The following is a 23,007-nucleotide window of genomic DNA, read 5'->3' on the forward strand; positions in this document are numbered from 1 at the left end:
TAATTTGCTAACTGAATACTATTTTCACTTCGCTTCTTTGACGGTCAAATCAGTGTCATAATACAGAATGTAAACTCCTTTATTAGCATATCCACCCTCTTCTTTTTTATAATACTCAAACTTGTTTTCTATCTGTTCGGTTATCATAGTTTCAGCAGTTTCTTGATAGGTCTTGTATTGTGCCAAACGCATCATCGTATCAAAAGTGATATCAAAACCACGTATGGCAAATGTGCTTGGATTTACTTTATTTTTCTTTCTATAACTCTGCATAAAAATCTGTGCTTCTGGTGAATTATTATCTCGAGTAGCAGAAGGATACATTAAATTTAATTTAGTTAAATTTTCAAAACTTATTTCATCAGTATCCAACGTTTCATTGGGTTCTAAAATGACCAATTGTACTTGAAAAGTATTTCTAACACTCAGCATTGCATTCATAGTGTATTTTATCATACCTGTATTTGCTGTTTCTAGAATTACATAATTCATCTTTCCTTTGACCATTAATCGTTTAAAACTTTCAACATCCAAACCACCTGATGCCGTCAAAGGCGCTATTTTAACTTCCTTTTGATTTTCAAGAATATACTTTCTGATCGTTTCTTTTTTCTTATCAATCACAGCAATCATATTCCCTTCTTTTGATTTCATATATTCAAACATTGCCGTTTTTAGAACCGCTGATTGAACTATAGATTGATACAAATTTGGCATCGGATTACCGATATCTTTTGATAATGGAGAAATTACAGGCACATTATTGGGCGTAAACAAACTAGCTGCCTTTTCGACATTACTTTGATAAAAAGGCCCTACTACAGCATCAACATCGGCAAGATTATTGTTGTTATAAATTGACACCACATTTGATGTGCTTTTTATTTCATTGGAATCAAATATTTTAACATCCAAATTAACGCCTATTTGTTTAGCAGAGTCAATAGCCATCATGGCACCCGAATAAAAATCCAAAGTCATATTTAGAAACTTATCACTGTTCAATCGATTTACCATTGAACTAATAGTATCACTACTGCTTCTACCAATATTAAATGGCAATAATAACACTAAAGTTTTTTTACTATTATTGTTTATTTTACTTAAATCCACTTTTTGTTTTACTGAATTTAATGTAATCTGATTTGGTTTTGAAGGCACTTTCAACACCATTCCTTCTTGAACTCCACTAGATAGAATAGGATTTAGCTCAATTAATTGTTGTTGTGTTAATCCAAAAAATTTAGACAAACTATAAAAAGTTTCTTTTGCCTTTACAACATATTCGACATAACTTATTTCTTTGGGTTCTAAAGCTTCCATTGGCTTTTTAACCGACACTTTTGTTTCACTAGAAGCAATTTTGGCAACTGGTTTTGCACCATTACCTTTAATTAGCAACTGAAAACCAACCGGTAAATTTACTGCTATTTCTGGATTTTTTTTCTCCAACTCTTCAACAGTCATATCATATTGTTTGGCTATAGAATACTTTGTTTCTTTTGACAAAACAGTATGATAAACCACTACATTCTTAGCAGCTACAGCCGTTTTTACATTATTATTGGAAGGAATATTCAAAATTTGACCTACCTGCAAACCATTTTTTTCTAGATCTGGATTTATTTTTTTTAAAGCATCTTCACTAACATTGTATTTTTTTTCTATTCCAAATAAAGTTTCTTTAGCAAGCACTTCATGCGTTTTCGGATTCGGTTTTGTTGCATTTGAAGATGCAATCATACTCTTACTACCTTTTTTAGGAATTAACAAAATACTATTAGGTTTCAAACCCTTTTGAGCATCTGGATTGAGTTTGTAAATATCATAAGGAGTAACATTAAATTTTTGTGCAATTTGATTTACTGTTTCCCCTTTAATAACAACATATTTTTCAATTTTTTCTTGACCGAAAATTGACGAGACAGAAAACAAGATTGTACAAAAGATTATTGAAAAATAATTCATATTAGAAGTATTCATTTGTGTTTTTTAATTTCAGTAAAAATACTGTGTTTATTATAAATATCCCTTGATAGACTTGTTAATTTATTCTTCTGTAATTTTAACATCCAGAAGCAATAAAAAAACATATAAGTAATCTTAGTGTATTTTAGAAAAGCACAAATTACTTCTCTTGAACATTTCTAATTTACTTATATGCTTTAATTATAATTGCTTTGATTCTAATAAAACGAAAGGATTAATTTATTCCTTATCTAACACTTCAGGAATTACATGTGCTATATACATTTTCTCAAAAAGAGGCTTTCCTTGATTTTTAATACATTCATATTGTGCTTCTACCTTGGTTGGCAACATTTTGGAATATACTTTATAGGAAAGTACATTTATATCGTAAAAAAAGTTAGCATCCAATGAGCCTGAATCTGTTAATTTTCTAAAAAATTCATCTCTTTCACTTGCTTCTTGAAAAACTCCCACAATTAGATAAAAACCTTCTTTAACATCTTTTAAATTGTCTAAGGTTATTATTTTAATAGCTTTTACTTTAGCAGGTTGCTTAGCTAGTTCTTTTTTCATTTGATCCAAAGTAAGGGATTTTGAAACAACACCTCCTTTGGCAAAAGTTTGAGACTCATATGCTTTATTCTGATAGCTTTGATTTTTCACTTTCGCTAAATTATCGTCAAACATACGAGCTTGTTTACTATAAAAAGTAGCTTTACTGATATGCAATCTCAATTCTGCTTTGCTTTCATTGTTTAAGGAGTCCAACTTTGAAATTAATCGAATATTCTTTAAATCACGAACACGTTGTTCTACTTCCATGTTAGTCAATTCTTTTGTAGACAATTTTACTTCTTTTGCATCAGTTGGTTTCGATTTACTATTTTCACGAATACTTTTTTTGTACTCTTGATTTTCTTCAACAACAATGCGCTCTGCTTTGTCCATTAAACCAGTATACACTTTTCTGTTATCCGCTAATTGTTTTTTGAGTTGGTAAGAAAGCATATTTGTTTTTTGAATATTCTCATTTGATATTTTTTGTAAACGTACCGATTCATCTAGGTCGACTAACTCTGTTTTTTTCAAATCAATTAAATCTTTATTCATGGTACTGACTAAAGAATCTAATTTGACCAAAAGAATTTCTTGAATGTTTTTATTGGCTTCCAAAACCAATTTTAGTTTTTCAGCAGAACCTTCTTTCGTATTTTCAATCTCTTTTAGATTTATCAAGAGTCCGTTTACATTAATCACCTTTTGATTAATTTCTTCTTGCAATACTAATTTTTCTTTTAAAGTATTGATCTCTTTTGTATTGGCTTTCGATTTTTCGACAACGACTTGTTTTTCTGCTAAAGCAAGCATTAACTCTTCGTTTTCGTTGGTTGGTTTTACTTCTCTTACATTAATTGCCAATTTGTTTCCTTCTGTCAAACCGCTGACAATCTCAGGATTTTGAGATTCTAATTGTTCGACTGTAATTCCAAATTGTTTGGCAATTGAATATTTAGTCTCTTTTGCTTTTACCACATAGAAAACTGTTTCCGAATTGATGACTCTCACTCTACCGTCTAAGGTTTTCTTTTTATTAGGGATTTTAATTTCCTGCCCAACCTGTAATCCATCTTTAATTAGAACCGAATTTTCTTTATCTAAATCTTCAACAGACACATTATAAAGTCTAGCAATACTAAATAATGATTCTTTAGGCTGAACTAAATGGGTGTTTTTAGAAGTTGTATTTTCTGTTTTTAGATTCTGAGGAATAACTAATTCCTGCCCTACTTTTAGTCCATCAATAAGTACAGCAGCATTAGCATTTTGAATATCTTCAACTTTTAGATTGTATTGGGTTGCTAAACCAAAAAGAGTTTCTTTTGGAGCGACGATATGTGTGATGGTATTTTTAGTTTGAGGAAGTAATTCTGGAATCGTTAGAATTTGGTTTTCTATGATTCCGTTTTGAGCTTCTGGATTTAGTCTATAAATTTCAGAAGGTGTAGTTTTGTAATTTTGGGCGATTTGGGTAATCGTTTCTCCTTTTAAAACAGTGTGATTTGCTAAAGATTGCTGTGCAAAAGACACATTAGAGACAAAACTAATAAATAATAAAACTCTTAAAAATCCTTTCATAAATATAATTTTAAAAAATTAAGTCGCTACAAATGTAACGACTTAATGTTAAAAAACTAATATTATTCCCACTCAATTGTTGCTGGTGGTTTAGAACTTATGTCATAGACAACTCTATTGACACCTTTTACTTTATTGATAATATCATTAGAAACTTTCATTAAGAACTCATAAGGAAGGTGTACCCAGTCAGCGGTCATTCCGTCAGTAGATTCTACAGCACGTAGCGCAACTACTTTTTCGTAAGTACGCTCATCCCCCATAACCCCTACACTGTTTACAGGCAACAAAATAGCTCCTGCTTGCCATACTTTATCGTATAAACCCCAAGATTTTAATCCGTCAATAAAGACTTTATCAACATCTTGCAAAATTTGAACTTTCTCTAAAGTTATATCTCCCAAAATACGAATAGACAATCCAGGCCCTGGGAAAGGATGTCTTCCTAATAACTCTGGATCAATACCTAATGTTGCTCCTACTCTACGTACTTCATCTTTAAAGAGCATACGCAAAGGTTCAACAATTTTAAGTTTCATATAATCTGGCAAACCACCCACATTATGATGTGATTTGATTGTTGCTGATGGTCCTTTTACCGAAACAGATTCTATCACATCTGGATAAATAGTTCCTTGAGCTAACCAAGTAACATCTTCAATCTTATGTGATTCATCATCAAAAACTTCGATAAATGCGTTACCAATTGCTTTTCTTTTTAATTCTGGATCAGTAACACCAGCTAAGGCATCATAAAAACGTTGAGAAGCATCTACTCCTTTGACATTCAATCCCATTCCTTCGTATTGATCTAAAACGCTTTGGAATTCATTTTTTCTAAGCAATCCGTTATTAACAAAAATACAATATAGATTTTTACCAATTGCTTTGTGTAATAAAACAGCAGCTACTGTAGAATCTACACCACCCGAAAGTCCTAAAACAACTTTGTCATTTCCAATTTTTTCTTTCATTTCGGCTACTATCTCTTCAACGAAAGCATTTGGAGTGAAATTTTGAGGAACTTCGGCAATTTTTACCAAGAAATTCTCTAGCATTTTTGATCCATCGGTAGAGTGAAAAACTTCAGGATGGTATTGAATTGCATAAGTAGTTTCTCCTTCAATTTTATAAGCAGCAAATTCTACATCATGAGTACTAGCAAGCTTTACCCCATTAGTTGGTAATGCTTTGATACTATCACTATGGCTCATCCAAACTTGGCTGTTTTCTGAAACTCCTTCAAAGAAAACCTCACCTTCTTTGATATAAGACAAATTAGCCCTACCATATTCTCTAGTATTCGAAGCTGCTACTTCACCACCACTAAAATGAGATAAGTATTGCGCTCCGTAACAAACTGCTAAAACAGGAAGTTTACCTCTAATTTGTGATAAATCTGGATGTGGAGCATCTTCTCCTCTAACAGAAAAAGGGCTTCCTCCAAGAATTACGGCTTTATAACTTGACAAATCACTCGGAAAATGATTGTATGGGAAAATTTCGCAGAATATATTTAATTCGCGAACTCTACGCGCAATAAGCTGTGTATATTGCGATCCGAAATCTAAAATAAGTACGTTGTGTTGCATGCGCAAAAATACTTTATATATTTTGATTTCAAAAATTGTATTTTGAAAAATTTTAGATTAATTCTATTCAACACCTTTTTGAATAAATAAAGTAATGATTTTAAATGCAAATTTACTTACTCTTTTATTATAACAAACCTCCCTTTAACTCCTGCATCCCAATTATCCCAATAATCATGTCTAATCAATTTTCCTTCAGCATCATATATATAAAATTCGCCTGTATTACCTCCTAAAGTACCTTTATTCAATGCTTCTAGTTCAAAAATATTTATTCCATCTTTAAAATAAATACGAAATTCTTTGAAATAGCTTTCCAATTCCAAGCTACCCCTTATTACGTTTTCATTAAGAGTAGACTTGATAAAATCTCCATCAATCTCACCGTAATCTCTGCATTTTATCAAAAAATACTCTGATTTTGTCCGTATATCACCGAAATTAACATCAATCTTTACCAAATATCTAGAATCTTCTTTTAGACCTTCCTTAATTAACTGCCCATCTAATCCCTTACTTAGTCTGTCCCTTACTTCATCTCCAGGATTGACAAACTCATTTTTGGGAATCATAGAAATTTCACTTTTTATATCTAATTTATAATCCGTAATAGGATTGGTTGGGTTTGGATTTTTATATACATTAGGCGGTATTATAACCGGAAAATCAGTTGTGGCTGGAGGAACTAGCTTTTTTTCTGTTTTTGGATTTACTTTTGCAGGAGGTATAGCCTTAAACTTCGTATTAAACTCACTTTGAGCATTCGCCGAAGAGGCAAAAACAATTAGGAAAATAAAAAAATAAAATTGCTTCATAGTATTAAAAAAGTAGGTTTTTATTTTTAAAACATTTTCAAAAATAAAAAAACCGCTTTTATATTATCACAAAACTAACATAATTTATGTTTCTTGATTTGTTAAGAGATTCTAAATATACAAAATAAGAATATTAACAATTAAACAAAACTCTTAACAATTTATTACCCTTTTAATTACAATCTATTTGAGAAACTATTCATTTTAAAATATAGATTTGAAAAAAAATTAAAAAACAAAAATGAGAACTTTTACATTTAGCATTTATACATTGCTCTTCTTCTGCAGTTCCTTTGGACAAACAAAAAATGAAATTAATTTTCAAGCGAAAATAGAAAACAGAAATTGGGATTATCTCTATATCAAAGACGCCAATTATAATACCGTACAAATTATTGACATTGATACAGATGGTTTATTCAAAGCAACATTAAACATACAAGATGGTATTTATTTGCTTTTTGATGGAGTTGAATATTTTAAAATTTACCTAAAAAAAGGATATAATCTTCAACTTACGATGAATACCAATAATTTCCGAGAATCTATTGTGTTTACTGGAATAGGGGCTGAAGAAAATAATTATTTAGCCAAAGAATCTATTTTTGAAGTGAATTATAATTATGGAATATTATCGAATGCCAAAACGCCTAAGAAAACACAGAAATTAATTGAAGAAAAGGAAAAAACCTGTATTCAAATGTTAAAAAATAATACTTCGTTTGATAAGACATTTGTTGATCTTGAAATCGGTTTCTATAAAAATCATTCAGAAGAATTAAAAAAATATTACGGTGAACTTCGGGAAATGAATTAGCCTCAGAAATTAAAAGAAATCTATTATTTTGTTATAAAAAACACAATACAACCTCAGGAAGGCCTCTATTAAAAAAGAGGTCTTTTTTTTAAATCTAAATTTTATAAATTGCGGTCTCTAATAACAAAACCAAAAGAATAAAAGGAATCAAATCTGACCTTTTTTTTTAAAACTAAAAAATTAAATTAATGAAAAGAGAAAACATATTAACAGGTTCTCCGTGGGAAGACAAAATGGGATATTGTCGTGCAGTTCGAATTGGGAACATTATCGAAGTCTCAGGAACTGTAGCTATAATTGATGGAGAAAAAGTAAAAGCTGATGATGCTTATGCTCAAACTTTCAACATTTTAGAAAGAGTAGAAAAAGTTCTTCAAGATCTTAATGTAGGAATGAAAGATGTAATTCGCACACGAATTTTCACTACCGATGTAACTACTTTTGAAGAGGTTGCAAAAGCACATGCTACCTTTTTTAAAGATATCAAACCTACGACTGGATTTTATGGTATAAATCAATTAGTAGCACCCGAGTATTTAGTTGAAATTGAATTTACAGCCATTGCTTCTGAATAATTCTGACAATTGTAATACTTTAGCATAAATATTAGTTTTTAAAAAGGTATTATAGTTCATGGATTTTCAAAAAATAAAAAAAACAATGCTTATCCTACTCAAATGGTTATCTATTTGTGGTTTGATAGGCATTTTTTCTGGATCGGCTTCTGCTTTTTTCTTGGTTGCATTAGAATATGTTACCCAAGTTAGAAATCACAATAGTTGGATTATTTGGTTTTTACCATTTGGAGGTTTACTAATCGGTTACTTGTATTATTATTTGGATGCAAGAATTACTAAAGGGAACAATCTATTATTAGAAGAATACAATAAACCCGAAAAAAAAATTCCCTTTTTGATGGCTCCAGTTGTTCTATTGGGTACATTAATCACGCATCTTTTTGGAGGATCTGCTGGTAGAGAAGGAACTGCAGTTCAAATGGGAGGAGCAATTGCCGATTTATGTACTCCCCTTTTCAAATTGAAAGATCCCGAAAGACGAATCCTAATTATACTTGGGATAAGTGCTGGTTTTGCATCTGTTTTCGGAACGCCATTAGCAGGAGCGTTATTTGCCTTAGAAGTTGTGTTTTTCAGTAAAATCAATTTCAAAAGTATTATCCTATCTTTTACAGTTGCTTATGTTGCTTATTTTACAGTTGAATTTTGGAATATAAAACACACCCATTATTCTATTCCTTTACAACCCGAATTCAATTTTACTTCTTTGTTTTGGATACTAAATGCGAGTATATTATTTGGATTTGCCGCTTTGCTTTTTTCCAGAACTACTCATTTTTGGGGAAAATTGTTTTCTAAAACAATAAAATATCCTCCATTAAGACCTTTCATTGGCGGAATAATAATAGTTTTGGCGGTCTATTTCTTAGGAACTACAAAATATATTGGATTGGGGGTTCCCATGATTGTTGAAGCCTTTTCTATACATAATGCTCCTTACGATTTTCTCTTAAAAATTTTATTTACTGGTTTTACACTTGGAGCTGGATTCAAAGGTGGTGAAGTAACCCCATTATTCTTTGTAGGAGCAACATTAGGTAGTGCATTGTCAGTAATCATACCTTTACCAATTGCTTTTTTGGCAGGATTAGGATTTGTGGCAGTGTTTTCTGGAGCTACCCACACTCCAATCGCTTGTACCGTAATGGGAATAGAACTCTTTGGATTGCATAGTGGATTTTACATCGGATTTGCTTGTATCATCGCCTATTTTTTCTCAGGTTCAATCGGTATTTACAAATCGCAAATTGTAAAAGGTCCCAAATCCATTTTATATCAAAGCATTCGAAAAAAAGGATTGAAATATTTATAAATCTATAATATTCGTTAATTTCATAAATGATTTCAACTTTTAGTTTAAAAAATGTAATTTCGCAAACTATGAATACACTAGACATACAAGCGATACAGTTGTTATTATCAACTCCAAAAAAAATTGCCATAATTCCGCATCGAGGTCCAGACGGAGACGCCATGGGTTCTACATTAGCATTATATCATTTTTTACTAAAAAATAATCATTACCCTACAGTAGTTTCTCCTAATGATTTTCCAGATTTTCTAGCCTGGATGCCAGGTTCTGAAACGGTTAAGATTTACGAAAAAGACAAAGAAAATTGCACAAAAATTCTACAAGAAGCTGAACTTATTTTTACTTTGGATTTTAACACACTTCATCGAGTAGGCGAAATGGAACAGGTTTTAGAAAAACTCACTGCACCATTTATCATGATTGATCACCACCAGAAACCAGATGATTATGCAACATACACGTATTCTGATGTTGCATTTGGTTCTACTTGTGAGATGGTTTATAATTTTATTTCTTTTTTGGATAAAAAACAAGATTTAGACAAAACTATTGCAACCTGTATTTACACAGGAATATTAACAGATTCTGGCTCATTTCGTTTTCCAAAAACAACAGGAACAACCCACAGAATTATTGCAGAGTTAATAGATCTTGGCGTAGAAAATACCGTAATTCCAACATTATTATTTGACAACAGCTCATACAATCGCCTACAATTACTTGGTAGAGCATTGCAGAACATGAAAGTGATGATGGATCACAAAACGGCATACACCACATTAACCCAAGATGAATTAAATTCATTTGATTATATAAAAGGAGATACTGAAGGCATTGTCAATTATGGATTAAGTATAAAAGGAATTGTATTTGCAGCAATTTTTATCGAAAATAAGGAAGAAGGAATTATCAAAATATCCTTTCGTTCGCAAGGCAATTTTGATGTCAACCAGTTTGCCAGAGACCATTTTCAAGGAGGAGGACACAGTAATGCAGCTGGAGGAAAATCTGAAGTTTCTATGGAAGAAACTTTAACTAAATTTGAAAGTTTAGTAAACAATTTAAAAATAGAATAGCCCATGAAAATTTTTAAAATCTTAGTAATTCTAATTTTTACAACTTTATTATTTTCGAGTTGTAAACAACAACAAGAAGCCAGAAGACCTATATCGCAATCATCGGGAAGCTTTATGAAGCAATCAATTGCCAGAAATAAAAAAATGATTGCTGGAGAAGAAGATCAAATTCAAGCCATCATAAAAAGCAACCCAAAAATACAATATATAGCATCCAAAAAAGGGTATTGGTATTACTATGAATCTAGAAATTTAACGAATAGTCTTACTCCAAAAAAAGGTGATATTGCTTTTTTTGATTATGAAATAAAAGATTTACAAGGTAATATCATTTACTCTCAAGAAGAATTAGAACCGCAAATTTACAAAGTAGACAAGCAAGAAATCATGATGGGATTAAGAGATGGTATAAAATTGATGCGAAAAACAGAAAAAGTAAACTTCCTTTTTACCTCACATATGGGGTATGGCTATCATGGCGACAACAACAAAATTGGCACGAACCAACCCTTAATTTGCACTGTAACGCTAAATGATTTCATGCCCGAATCTGAGTATACAGAGCAAATCCAAACCAATACTGTCGCAAAAATCAATACTCCTATTAAAGTCAAAGCTATAAAAAAAGACACCATAACTAACTAATAAGAATAAAAAACTAATAGTAATTAAACATGAAAAAAAATATTTTATTTGCACTACTACTAATTACATCATTCTTCTCTTGCAACAAAGAACACAGCAATTTACCTGACGGGTTATATGCCGAAATAGAAACAAATAAAGGAAGTATTTTATTAGTATTAGATTATAAAAAAGCACCTGTAACTGTAGCTAACTTCATAACATTAGCTGAAGGTGAAAATAATTTTATTGTAAATGATACTTTAAAAGACAAACCTTTTTACAATGGATTGAAATTTCACAGAGTTATCAAAGATTTTATGATTCAAGGAGGAGACCCTTTAGGTACAGGATCAGGAGATACTGGTTACAAATTCAAAGATGAGATTACTGATTTAAGATTTGACAAAGGTGGTATTTTGGCTATGGCGAATAATGGTCCTGGAACTAATAGTAGTCAGTTCTTTATAACACATTTAGAGACACCGTGGCTTGATGGCAAACATACTATTTTTGGCCATGTAGTAGATTATAATCTTGAAGTAGTAAATAAAATAGAACAAGATGATTTTATAAAAAGTGTAACCATTATTAGAAATGGAGAAGAAGCCAAAAAGTTTAATGCTAAAAAAGTTTTTTCTGACTATTTCAAATTAGAATCGGAAAGCCAAAGGCAAAAAGTAGAAGCTGAAGCATTGGCAAAAAAAGAATATGAAGCTAAATATAAAGCAGTTTGTCAAGAAAAAGTAGCTTATTATAATTCTATAAAAGGAAAATCTATTAAAACTTCAACTGGCCTTCAATATGTGATCACCAAAAAATCAGGCGGCAAAAAGCCAGCTAAAGGTTCAAATATTTATATTCATTATGCTGGATTCTTAGAAAATGGAACATTATTTGATTCCAGTCTTGAAGATGTTTCCAAAACTTTTGGAAAATTTGACCCAGCACGAGCAGCTGCAAACCAATATACCCCAATTCCTTTTCAGGCAGGAAAAAAAGATGGATTGATACCCGGTTTTATTGAGGGAATAGAAAAATTGGCAATAGGAGACAAAGCAGTACTATTTATCCCATCCCATCTTGCGTATGGTGAAGCTGGAGCTGGAGATGTAATTCCTCCAAATTCAAATATCATTTTTGAGATTGAATTATTAGACAAAATGCCTAATTAATTCAACAAGGCTAATATACTAATTATCTTAATGCATATTTAATATCAAAAATAAATCCATTAATTTTTAAAAAAAATGAAATCTAAAATCGTATTATTATTCTTTTTAGGGCTATTTAATTTACATGCACAAAATGCGAAGAAAACCGTAACTGCAAAAAAACCGAGCACAAACGTAAAAGCCCCAGTTACAGAAGGGATTTTTGCAACAATCGCTACCAATAAAGGCAACATTACTATTCAATTATTTTATACAAAAGCACCTATCACAGTTGCCAATTTCATAAGTTTAGCAGAGGGTAAAAATCCATTTGTAACAGTTGAAAGATTAAAAGGAAAACCTTTTTTTGATGGTTTAAAATTCCATAGAGTTATAAAAGACTTTATGATACAAGGTGGAGACCCAGACGGCAATGGTTCTGGCGGACCAGGTTATGCTTTTAAAGATGAATTTAACGAATCTAAATTTGATAAAGCAGGAATTCTTGCCATGGCCAATTCTGGTCCTGCCACCAATGGAAGTCAATTTTTCATTACTCATAAAGACACTCCTTGGTTGAATGGAAAGCACACAATTTACGGACAAGTAACTCAAGGAATGTCAGTCGTAAACAGTATTGCCCAAGATGATGTTATCGCAAAAATCACTATTGTAAGAAAAGGCGAAGCCGCTAAAAAATTTAATGCTGCAAAAGTATTTACTGATTATTACGCTAATAAAGCGATTGAAGAAAAAGCCAAATCAGAGAAAGAAGATAAAGAAAGATTAGCTACAAATGAAATTGCACTAAAAGAATTTGTAAACGGACAAACAACTACAAGTGGTTTAAAATATATTGTTTTAAAAGAAGGTACTGGCGCAATCCCAACATTAACAAGCAATGTAAAAGTTCATTACACAGGAACCTTTACAAATGGAACTATTTTTGACAGCAGTGTTAAACGTGGAGAACCAATTGATTTTAATTTAAACCAAGTAATTAAAGGTTGGACAGAAGGCCTTCAATTGATGAAAGAAGGTTCTAAATACAAATTTTATATACCTTATACTTTGGCTTATGGAGAACGAGGCTACCCTGGTGCAATTCCTCCAAAAAGCGATTTGCTTTTTGAAGTGGAATTGATTAAAATAAATCAATAAATACAAAAAACAAACCCTTTCAGAGTTTAAAACTTTGAAAGGGTTTTTTATAGGAAATAAAAGGAATGACTACTTTTTAAACTTCCAGTCAAATTCATCTTTGGCATTTATTATAGCTCCAATTTCGAATTTAACAACTTCTTCGAATTCTGTTTGTAGAATTATCCAATTTTCTTCATTGAAATAATTTTCAAAAGTATCAAACTCTTCTTGAGTAAATTTAGTTATGCCTTTTTGAGCCAAATCTTTTTTTACTTCTGTAATTTTTCTATTGATTACTTTATTACCAAACAATTCCAAATCTGGGCTTGACGCAACAAGATATCCCAATTTCAAATCTTCCTCTTTATAGAATGTCAAACGAATTTTAAGTGCATTGTAAGCAAAAATCACATTATCATCTTCGTCTTTGTAGTTTCTATTAGGTTTACCATAAATGGCAATAACATCATTTTGTTTCATTCCAAAAATGAGTTTATCAATACCGTTTTTAGGATTTATTTTCATTGTATACTTTTTTCTAATTACTTTATTATTTCAGCAAAGGTATTCTTTTTTAAATAAAATATATTCTTAAACTTACTCGTTACCATTAATTTCAAAATCCAATTACAGGCAATCGAATTACTTAAAAAACAAGATTAAAGTTTATGAAGCTTCAATAATTAAACCAGAGAGAAAGATAAAAATTCTACTTTAACGCAGATTTCAAAAAAGGTAGCCATCATTTGTTAAAGATACTCATTCACTTGAAAACTGGGTTTAAAAAACAACAATACTATTAAATTACAAAGAATATACAATTAAGAAATTAACATAAGGAAAGTTCAAAATAGTAGTCTATTAAAAAAAATTAAAATCTCTAAATTTATAATTGAAATTCAAAAAGTAGAAATAAACAATATTAACATAAACAATATTATATTAAGATATTAAACACATAATCTTATAAAAAAAAATCCAGGATGAAGTTAAAAATTACAAAAATGCAATTTAAAACAAACACAACAGAAGATTCGGATTTAAATTGTAAAAAATAAATTTTAACCATAAAAAAATAGATACTATGATCTGAAAATGAGGAGCAAAAATGTTCTACTTTTTATATTAATTTTAAACATGCTATTTCATAAATTAGTGTATTTTTGAAAAAAATATCATTAATGATTCAAAAAAATACTTTAATATTCCTTTTCACTCTCCTGTTTATAATTACTCAAGCCCAAAGTCAAAATACTAACACCAAGACAATTGATTCTTTAAAATTAGAATTAAAAAAAACAAATAGTATTTCAAAAAAAACAGATTTATTATTATCTATTTCTTCCTATCCTGATTATATTGATACTGATGAATCATTAAATTACGCAAAAGATGCACTTATTTATGCAAAAAAAGAAAATAATCTATTAAAAATGGGAGATGCCTATGGGAAAATGGGCATTACTTATGAAATCAAATCTGATTTTGTTAGCGCATTAAAAAACTTTTATAAAGCACAAGTTATTTTTGAAAAATTAAATGACACAAAAAGACTTGTCGGTTTATACAATAACATTGGACTGATATATGTTGATCTCAAAAATTACAATCAGGGCCTTTATTTTTATGACAAAGCACTTCAACTAAGCTACAAATCAAAAGTTCACCGTAACATTTCTTTATTATTAAATAATATTGGTGATGTTAATTTACAGAAAAAACAATATAATAAAGCGCTTAATTATTTTTACAAAGCGCTAATTATGAATAAAAAATTGAATGATATTGAGGGTATAAGCTTAAATCTGACTAACATTGGTATTTGTTATGTGAATTTGAAAAAATATGATAAAGGATTGGAAATGATAAATCAATCTGTTTTGACATACACGGATAAAAACAATTTTTATACAACCTATAATACTTACGAACTTGGTAGAGTTTATTACTTCAAGTCGCTAGAAGAACAGAATAAAGTTGACAAAAAAAAGTACATTGAAAAATCTATTGGCTACTTTAATCAAACACTGGTCAATTTTAAAAAATATAAATCTTTAAAAGACATTCAAGATACCTATTTTTATTTAGCTAAAGTGAATAAAGAATATGGTAATCCAGTTATTGCATTAGATTATTATGAAAAATATTTTGCCATAAAAGACTCTTTGTTTTCAAAAGAAAGTGAAAAAAGACTAGCTAATCTAGAGTTTCAAAGAGAAATTGATTTAAGAGACAATCAAATTGAAATTCAGAAACTAAAAATAAATAGAAATTCCAGACAAGTATATTTTCTTATTACAATAACAATTTCAGTACTGTTACTTTTGATATTGCTATTATGGCTGTATTTATCTAAAAGGAAAGCAAATAAAATAATTTCGAATATTAATACACAAAAAGACCGGTTTTTCTCCATAATTGCACATGATTTAAGAGGTCCTTTTAATGGTTTTCTGGGTTTAACCGAATTAATGGCTGAAGAAATTGAGAATATGTCTTCAGAAGAAATAAAATTTGCCGCAATAAATATGAGAAGTTCTGCCAAGAATCTTTTTAACCTGTTGGAAAATTTATTGGAATGGTCTCGTATGGAACAGAATTTAATTCCATTTGATCCAAAAAATTTAGAATTAATTCCTCTTTTATCTGAAAGTATACTAACAATGTATGACAATGCTTTTAAAAAAGAAATAACCATAAATACTGATATTAAATCAGTTAAAATGATTTATGCAGATAAAAATATGTTTCAAGCATTAATTCGCAACATTGTAATGAATGCTATAAAATTTACGCCTAAAAAAGGGAGTATTGATATTTACACAAAAGAAAACTTTACTGACACCATTATCTGTATTAAAGATTCTGGAATTGGTATGAATCCGAAAATATTACATAATTTATTTAAACTAGATATTCAAAACAATCGAATAGGGACAGAAGAAGAACCAAGCACAGGATTAGGATTGATTTTATGCAAAGAATATATTGAAAAACATAAAGGGAAAATTTGGGCTGAAAGCATAGAAGGAAAAGGAAGTACTTTTTATATTAGCTTTCCAAAAAAGTAATAAATCAAGGTTATTGATTCCATTTCACTTCATGCTATAACTTTCGTTTTAAATTTTCTTTTACCTCATCAAACCATTCTTTTTTGAGGATACTCAATACAATACTATCTCTACGAATATCACTATCTAGCGTTGGCATGTGACTTCGAAGAACTCCTTCGATTTTGCAGCCAATACTTTTCATTGCCGCAATACTTCGCTGATTGTTGTTATCGGCACGAAACTCTACGCGCTCCATTCCAAGGGTTTCAAATGCAAATTGTAACAATAGGAATTTGCAATGTTTATTAAGACCAGTTCCCCTAAAGTCTTTTCCGTACCAAGTATATCCCAACTGCAGGGTTTTGAATTCCAAATTAATATCATAAAACCGAGTACTTCCAGCATATTTTTGCGAATTTTTATCGAAAACAATAAAAGGGAATTCGGTTTGATTCTCTTTATTTTTTATGGCTAACTGAATATAGTTTTCTAAATTTTCTTTCCCATTGGCGCGAACTAAAGAGTATTCCCAAGTTTCGGGCTCATGAAGTGAAATATCCAGAAGATTATTGACATCCGTTATTTGAAGTGGACGAAGCAAAACCATTTCGTCTTCGAGTATAGTATCTTGAATGAAAGGAGAAGTTGTCATTATTCTTTTTTGGGCTAATGTATAAAAACAAAGACAAATCACAGCCTTTTTTGCTATTGTTCACTGATGCCATAGCCCAGATAAAAATGGAAAGCCCACAGTATAAAACACTAATTTTTCTTGTTATAAAAGAGCGACCAAAGGAAGCTCCTTTTATGACATAGAAAAATAGTGTTTTATACGCGGACTTGTAATGGATAGCTGGATAAGCTCCTGAAAATATTATTCACTCATTTCATCATAACGCTCGGGAACTTGAGGGTCATATAGCGGGCATTTGAATTCGGCCATGGTATCTACAAGAAGATTCATGGTTTTTCCTTCGGTCCCGTAACAATCTATTTTGATGCTTTGTGGTGTTGTTTTTATTTGAAAAGCGCCTTTTCCGTTGGTGTTTTTCCAACTATTGTCATCTACTTTTTCCCATTTTGAAAAAACGGTATTGAATCTATTAAGAATTACCTCAATTGGAAGTATTTCCAGACCTTCAACTTCTAGTTGCTCATCGATGGCTTCATACACTTCATGATGGTTTAAGTACACTTCTTCTAAGTATTTCCAAAACAGTAATTCGTACATTTTAAAAAAGTTTAATGGTTTAAAAGTTTAAATCGTTTAATCTATAATACAGTTAAACCTTTAAACGATTTAACAACTAAGCGATTTAATATTTTTTAATACTCAAAAGTACCGTATTCACTTGTAATTGTAAGTTTTTTTGAATCACAAGCTTCTACCCTACCTACTATTTGTGCCTCTACATTGAATGATTTTGAGAGAGCAATAATGTCCTGAGCAATGGATTCCGGTACATAAATTTCCATACGATGACCACAGTTGAAAACTTGATACATTTCTTTCCAATCAGTTTTGGACTGTTCTTGTATCAATTGAAACAAAGGCGGAACTGGAAATAAATTATCTTTTATGATATGCAGATTTTGTACAAAATGCAAAATTTTGGTTTGAGCACCACCACTGCAATGTACCATTCCGTGAATATCTTTGGACGTATATTTATCTAAAATTTTCTTGATTATTGGTGCATAAGTCCTGGTTGGAGAAAGCACTAATTGGCCTGCATCTATAGGTGAATTTTCAACAGCATCGGTCAATTTTACTTGGCCTGAATAAATTAATTCCTCTGGAACGGCTGCATCAAAACTTTCTGGATATTTGGTTGCTAAATATTTTGAAAAAACGTCATGACGAGCAGAAGTTAATCCGTTACTTCCCATTCCGCCGTTATATCCTTTTTCGTAAGTTGCCTGACCAAAAGAAGCCAATCCTACGATAACATCCCCTGCTTTTATATTTGCATTATCAATTACTTTGGAACGTTTCATTCTAGCTGTTACGGTAGAATCTACGATGATCGTTCTGACCAAGTCGCCCACATCGGCAGTTTCACCACCTGTGGAATGAATGGTAACGCCAAAAGAATTCAACTCTTGGATCAATTCTTCGGTTCCGTTGATAATTGCTGATAGAACTTCACCGGGAATAACGTTTTTATTTCTTCCAATAGTCGAGGAAAGCAAAATATTATCAGTTGCTCCTACACACAATAAGTCATCAATATTCATAATTAAAGCATCTTGAGCAATGCCTTTCCAAACCGAAATATCTCCAGTTTCTTTCCAATACATATATGCTAAAGAGGATTTGGTACCAGCGCCATCGGCATGCATAATCAAGCAATAATTTTCATCCTGCGTTAAATAATCAGGAACAATTTTACAAAATGCTTGAGGAAATAATCCTTTGTCTATATTTTTGATGGCATTGTGTACATCTTCTTTGGATGCCGAAACACCGCGTTGTGCATATCTTTTTGAAGTATCTGAACTCATTTTTATGTTGTGTAGTTGTGGGACAAAGATAATTTTAATGTGACAATTAAACAATTATAAAAGGAATCAATTTCAATGGCAATAAAAACGGCAATATCAATTGAAATTTCAATAGCAATTGCAATGGAAATAGCAATGGTAAATTTCAAAAAGGCTAAGATTAGCAATCTGTAATCTTTAATAATCTGCTAATTGGCAACAATTTCAATCTCTACACGACGATTTGCTTCCCGTTCTTCTTCCGTTTTTTCGGGCAAAGGAAACAATGGTTTTGAGCTTCCAAAACCTATAAATGTCATCCTACTTTTATCAATTCCGTTGAATTCTAAAAACTTATAAATCGCTTTGGCTCTTTGAGTACTTAAATCCCTAATATCTTTTTGCACACAACAAATATGGCCTTGTATTTGAATTTTTAAATCGGGACAACTTTTCATTACGGTCAGAAGTTCAAACATAACTGACCTGGATTGAGGCATTATGGCAAAAGTATCGACAAAAAAATTCATGCTTTCTAATTTCAGCTTCTCCCCAACATTGGCTAGGCTTACTTTTTTCATAAAGACGGTATCTATTTTAATATTCAACGTTGAACCATCTGGGTTTTCGAAAACATAAACATCTGAGAATTTAACTTTAGGTCTTATCTTTTCAACTACAACTTCTTTCTTTTTTGCAATTATTTTTTCTTCATTTACAAAATCTTTTGGCTGAATGAAGTAAAGTGTAACTTTTCTATTTTCAGCTTTAATAGCAGATGAAGTATGTTGCTCCCCAAAGTTAATTGTCTTGAAATCCTCTCTTATTTTTACTCTGTTTTTTATGATACCAAAAACGTAATCGATTCGTTTTCTGGCCAAAGTATCATTGTACCCAACGGATCCTTCTTCATCACAAAAACCATATACACCTATTACTTTAATCTCTTTATTAACAGTCAACCATTTGTTTAATTTTGATAATTCTTCTTTTTGCAATACAAACTTATTACTTTCAAAAAAATACGAAACTTGTTCTTGTGCCATGACACATGATACTGAAAAGCAAACGAACAAAGTGATAAAAAACTTCATAATTTGAGGATATTTTACTCAAATTTACAATAAAATTAATTGAAAAATAATTAGCCAAAATAAAATTCAAATTTAGCTCTATTACTAACCAAAAAAGAAATACGTCTAAATTATTCTTGACTGCACAAGAAAAACTCAAACGTATTCCAACCTTTATATTCTAATAATTTAAACTATATTTACTTCCATTCTGGCATAGATCCTCCTGTAAAAAGTGTCGTTCTACTGTTACTTGTATTCCCACTACTGGAAGTTGATGTTTTCAAAATATTTTTTATGGATATTCCGTCATTCGATGTGTTTGTAAAAATGACTTCGGCTTCATTTGGTGAAAACTTCACATCCAAATCATTATATCCATTTGCTTTACTGCTGTTTAATTCCGTTGATGTATTTGTAGCTTTATCGTAGATAAATATCCTTGAATCGAATCTTCTATAGATTGAATTTTCATTACCCGAAACGTCTCTTGTGTACACAATTTTCTGCATATTAAAAGACATATTCAAACCACTAACAGCACCTGTTATCCCTGACAACACACTATACAGAACTTGACCATTCCACTTAATTACATAAATTTCTACATTATAACCTGATATATCATTTACTTTTAATACAATTTCTTTACCATCTTGACTCCAATCACATTCTGAAATAAATTTACCATTTGGTGTTTTAAACATTTCAATTAAACCACCACCATCAATATTTATTCGGTATAATTTATCAAAATTGGGATAAATAATCTGACTTCCATTCGTACTCCAACAAAAGTTAATATTCTCCATATTGAAGCCTGCGATAGGAACCGTATTTGTAATTTTCTTTACACCCGAACCATCAAGTTCCATGGTATAAATTTGATTTTGAGATCCATCGGAACTAATATATGCAATTTTATTGGTTTGCAAATTTTTTCTTGGTCTATAACTATTTACAGAAGACGAAGTCAATTGCAATTCATTACCTGCTTCATCAGCTGTAAAAATCACATTATTAGTGTTTACTTTTTTGATATATAAAAACCTAGGATTTGGGAAAGGTAACGTCGTAAAAGAACTTGTGAGACTATTAGTTGGAGTATTTATAGCATCAGATGAAGCTACTTGCCAATAATATTTGGTACTGTATTTCAGGTCTTTCAATTCCAAACTTCTTGTTGTTAAGTCTTTATACGTTTTAATTTCGTCTGTAGTTCCATTTTTAACTGTAACTACATAGGTTAATGAATCTTTATCCACATCGGTTGCGGTCCAAGTTAACTTTAGATTTATGGCTTGATTTTTTGATAAATCTGTTGGCGAAGTCAAAACTGGAATATCTGGCGGCCTATTATCGGCAGTAGAAACTTTCAATTCAAATATAATTTGATTGGTTTTATTCAACTCTACAGTTGCAGCTTCAAACTTAGCAATGTATTTATCTTTTCTGGCTTCAAATGTGTATTTTCCAATTGCTATTTTATCAAAAGTAAAATAGCCATCTTTATCTGTAAAATAGGTACTTGTTGAAGGATTTGAAGAAATCCTTGCATTCTCAATAGGTGCAAAAGTAACAGCATCAACTACTCTTCCTTTTACAGTACCAGTTCCGCCATCTGAAATTTTTTCTTCAGAACAGGAAGTTACGATAACTAAGCATATTAAAATTCCAATTTTTAACTTTTCCATTTGTAGGCTTTTTATAAATAGTATAGACTTCACTATAATCGAATTACAATCACTTTACTTAAAAATTCTATTTGCTTATCCTTTTGCTAAATCGCTGCGGTAAATAATAGCTCAACCCTAATCCGAAACAATAAAAATAATCGTCTCTTTTACCTGCTTTCATATAATCAACATTGTCTGAAAAACACATATTAAACTCGCTATATGCATTAATACCCAAATTATTTGTAATTAAATATTCCAAACCTAATCCCCCTTGTATTTTACCTTGTATATTTTCGTAAGCACTATTAAAAAAAGTACCAGTTCCTACATAAACAAAAGGGCTAAAACTATCAAAAGGGAGAATTAAAAAATTTAGATTAATGTCAATTGAACCATAACCAACATCCAATCTGTCTTTATTTCCAACACGAAAAACACTGGCAGCTCCATTAATGCTAAAGTTTGGGGTAAAAAAATATTTGACACCTGCTTTTACTAATGGTTTAGGAACAGGATTAACATAATCACCATCAATATAGGCCGCACCTCCATCAATTTCGAATCCTACTTTACCTCTTTTTTCATAACGATCACGACCATAAAGCAATGCTAAATCTGCAGCTTCTTTTTCTTTTTCATACGCTGTTAAAAAATCTGTAACTTCTTTATTTGTAGCTTTAACTTCCCAAATTTTATCTTTTATACCATCAACAACTAGTCCTTCAACCGCTTTTTCTATAGCTTCAGTCACTGCTAATTGTACAGGCTCATTTCTGGTAAATCCAGTTTCAACTTCTAAAAGCCTATTGAGATTTACATATCGAAACAAACTAGCATCAATACTTTGGGAAAGTATAGTCTTAGAAACATACACAGTGTTAAGAATTTTACCGTTTGATGTTGATACTAATCGAAGATAAATAGAAACTCGATCTTGCCTGTATTGTGTAGAAGCTCCCGCGCCAAAATATCGTGCTCCATATCCCCCCGTAATAATATTGGAATCATAGGATATAATTCCTCCTTCCAATAGTACTCCCGCAAATAATAGAGGGGTTAACGGTGCATCTTTTGTATTGGCATCTGTTGCATATTCTTGACGAGTAGACCGAATTATATTTCTCTCATTTAAGAGATTACTCAAATTCTCTCGCTCAATAGGAACAAACCAATTTGAATCCTGAAGGGCTTTAATTAATATCGAAGTCGCTCCTTGAGTTACTGCTGTACTAAAGGTGCTTCCTATCTCTGTAGGTTTATATTGACCCGTTTGATCTTTAAACTTATAGACACCAACAACTACTTGTTCTTTTGGTGGTGGTAAATTTTTTAAAGTAATTGTTGCCGGAGTGTTTTCTCCAAAAACAGCTTTTTGAACTCCAACAGGCTGATTAAAGTAAGCACCACAACTTGTTAAAAGAAGTACATAAAAATACAGTATAATAATTTTTTGTTTCATGAATAAGGCTATTAAAAATGAGGCTATAGAACAGTATCTTA

At 30.9% G+C, this 23,007-nt stretch carries 20 protein-coding genes; 8 read left to right on the forward strand and 12 right to left on the reverse strand.

Going from position 1 to position 23,007, the window contains the following annotated elements; all coding sequences use genetic code 11:
- Positions 1–24 precede the first annotated feature (24 nt).
- The 4 genes from OYT91_RS08390 to OYT91_RS08405 form a co-directional block, all read right to left on the reverse strand.
- Complete coding sequence (locus OYT91_RS08390) at positions 25–1,983, reverse strand: PBP1 and LysM peptidoglycan-binding domain-containing protein (RefSeq protein WP_281240285.1); 1,959 nt, start codon at positions 1,981–1,983, stop codon at positions 25–27.
- A 225-nt stretch (positions 1,984–2,208) separates the two neighbouring features.
- The gene (locus OYT91_RS08395; protein ID WP_281240286.1) at positions 2,209–4,107 is read right to left on the reverse strand and encodes a lytic transglycosylase; all 1,899 of its coding nucleotides are present in this window, start codon (positions 4,105–4,107) and stop codon (positions 2,209–2,211) included.
- Positions 4,108–4,169: 62 nt separating this feature from the next.
- Positions 4,170–5,699 (reverse strand): glutamine-hydrolyzing GMP synthase, encoded by a 1,530-nt coding sequence (gene guaA, locus OYT91_RS08400; protein WP_281240287.1) that lies wholly within the window; start codon positions 5,697–5,699, stop codon positions 4,170–4,172.
- Between the two features lie 116 nt (positions 5,700–5,815).
- Positions 5,816–6,514 (reverse strand): hypothetical protein, encoded by a 699-nt coding sequence (locus OYT91_RS08405; RefSeq protein WP_281240288.1) that lies wholly within the window; start codon positions 6,512–6,514, stop codon positions 5,816–5,818.
- Between the two features lie 241 nt (positions 6,515–6,755).
- On the opposite strand from OYT91_RS08405, the gene OYT91_RS08410 reads away from it, so the two are divergent.
- The 7 genes from OYT91_RS08410 to bamJ all read left to right on the forward strand — a co-directional run bounded on the left by OYT91_RS08410 (position 6,756) and on the right by bamJ (position 13,236).
- Positions 6,756–7,331 (forward strand): hypothetical protein, encoded by a 576-nt coding sequence (locus OYT91_RS08410; protein ID WP_281240289.1) that lies wholly within the window; start codon positions 6,756–6,758, stop codon positions 7,329–7,331.
- Between the two features lie 188 nt (positions 7,332–7,519).
- The gene (locus OYT91_RS08415; protein ID WP_269222178.1) at positions 7,520–7,906 is read left to right on the forward strand and encodes a RidA family protein; all 387 of its coding nucleotides are present in this window, start codon (positions 7,520–7,522) and stop codon (positions 7,904–7,906) included.
- A gap of 58 nt (positions 7,907–7,964) precedes the next feature.
- Positions 7,965–9,221: a chloride channel protein gene (locus tag OYT91_RS08420; RefSeq protein ID WP_281240290.1), complete on the forward strand. Its 1,257-nt coding sequence runs from the start codon at positions 7,965–7,967 to the stop codon at positions 9,219–9,221.
- A gap of 68 nt (positions 9,222–9,289) precedes the next feature.
- Positions 9,290–10,297, forward strand: a complete 1,008-nt coding sequence (locus OYT91_RS08425) for a DHH family phosphoesterase (RefSeq protein ID WP_281240291.1) — start codon at positions 9,290–9,292, stop codon at positions 10,295–10,297.
- A gap of 3 nt (positions 10,298–10,300) precedes the next feature.
- Positions 10,301–10,942: a gliding motility-associated peptidyl-prolyl isomerase GldI gene (gldI, locus tag OYT91_RS08430; protein WP_281240292.1), complete on the forward strand. Its 642-nt coding sequence runs from the start codon at positions 10,301–10,303 to the stop codon at positions 10,940–10,942.
- Between the two features lie 29 nt (positions 10,943–10,971).
- Positions 10,972–12,096: a peptidylprolyl isomerase gene (locus tag OYT91_RS08435; RefSeq protein ID WP_281240293.1), complete on the forward strand. Its 1,125-nt coding sequence runs from the start codon at positions 10,972–10,974 to the stop codon at positions 12,094–12,096.
- Between the two features lie 75 nt (positions 12,097–12,171).
- Positions 12,172–13,236 carry a BamJ family beta-barrel-assembly machinery protein gene (gene bamJ, locus OYT91_RS08440; RefSeq protein WP_281240294.1) on the forward strand — a complete coding sequence of 355 codons (1,065 nt, stop codon included), beginning with the start codon at positions 12,172–12,174 and terminating at the stop codon, positions 13,234–13,236.
- Between the two features lie 69 nt (positions 13,237–13,305).
- Here bamJ and OYT91_RS08445 read toward each other — a convergent pair whose 3' ends face one another.
- On the reverse strand, positions 13,306–13,743 hold the full coding sequence (locus OYT91_RS08445; RefSeq protein ID WP_281240295.1) for a hypothetical protein: 438 nt from the start codon (positions 13,741–13,743) through the stop codon (positions 13,306–13,308).
- Between the two features lie 638 nt (positions 13,744–14,381).
- On the opposite strand from OYT91_RS08445, the gene OYT91_RS08450 reads away from it, so the two are divergent.
- Positions 14,382–16,289, forward strand: coding sequence for an ATP-binding protein (locus OYT91_RS08450; RefSeq protein WP_281240296.1), 1,908 nt, complete (start codon positions 14,382–14,384; stop codon positions 16,287–16,289).
- 34 nt (positions 16,290–16,323) lie between these two features.
- Here the strand turns inward: OYT91_RS08450 and OYT91_RS08455 are convergent, their stop codons facing one another.
- The 7 genes from OYT91_RS08455 to OYT91_RS08485 all read right to left on the reverse strand — a co-directional run bounded on the left by OYT91_RS08455 (position 16,324) and on the right by OYT91_RS08485 (position 22,966).
- Positions 16,324–16,923: a GNAT family N-acetyltransferase gene (locus OYT91_RS08455; protein ID WP_281240297.1), complete on the reverse strand. Its 600-nt coding sequence runs from the start codon at positions 16,921–16,923 to the stop codon at positions 16,324–16,326.
- A gap of 222 nt (positions 16,924–17,145) precedes the next feature.
- The gene (locus OYT91_RS08460; protein ID WP_281240298.1) at positions 17,146–17,502 is read right to left on the reverse strand and encodes a hypothetical protein; all 357 of its coding nucleotides are present in this window, start codon (positions 17,500–17,502) and stop codon (positions 17,146–17,148) included.
- A 95-nt stretch (positions 17,503–17,597) separates the two neighbouring features.
- Positions 17,598–18,776 carry an AIR synthase related protein gene (locus OYT91_RS08465; protein ID WP_281240299.1) on the reverse strand — a complete coding sequence of 393 codons (1,179 nt, stop codon included), beginning with the start codon at positions 18,774–18,776 and terminating at the stop codon, positions 17,598–17,600.
- 2 nt (positions 18,777–18,778) lie between these two features.
- Complete coding sequence (locus OYT91_RS08470; protein WP_281240300.1) at positions 18,779–18,925, reverse strand: hypothetical protein; 147 nt, start codon at positions 18,923–18,925, stop codon at positions 18,779–18,781.
- Between the two features lie 39 nt (positions 18,926–18,964).
- A complete protein-coding gene (locus tag OYT91_RS08475) occupies positions 18,965–19,849 on the reverse strand; it encodes an OmpA family protein (protein WP_281240301.1) in 885 nt (294 codons plus the stop codon).
- Positions 19,850–20,028: 179 nt separating this feature from the next.
- Positions 20,029–21,522, reverse strand: a complete 1,494-nt coding sequence (locus OYT91_RS08480; protein ID WP_281240302.1) for a carboxypeptidase regulatory-like domain-containing protein — start codon at positions 21,520–21,522, stop codon at positions 20,029–20,031.
- Between the two features lie 67 nt (positions 21,523–21,589).
- Positions 21,590–22,966, reverse strand: a complete 1,377-nt coding sequence (locus OYT91_RS08485; protein ID WP_281240303.1) for a CsgG/HfaB family protein — start codon at positions 22,964–22,966, stop codon at positions 21,590–21,592.
- Positions 22,967–23,007: the final 41 nt, after the last annotated feature.

Origin of the sequence: Flavobacterium praedii (assembly GCF_026810365.1) — a bacterium.
Classification (GTDB): Bacteria; Bacteroidota; Bacteroidia; order Flavobacteriales; family Flavobacteriaceae; genus Flavobacterium; species Flavobacterium praedii.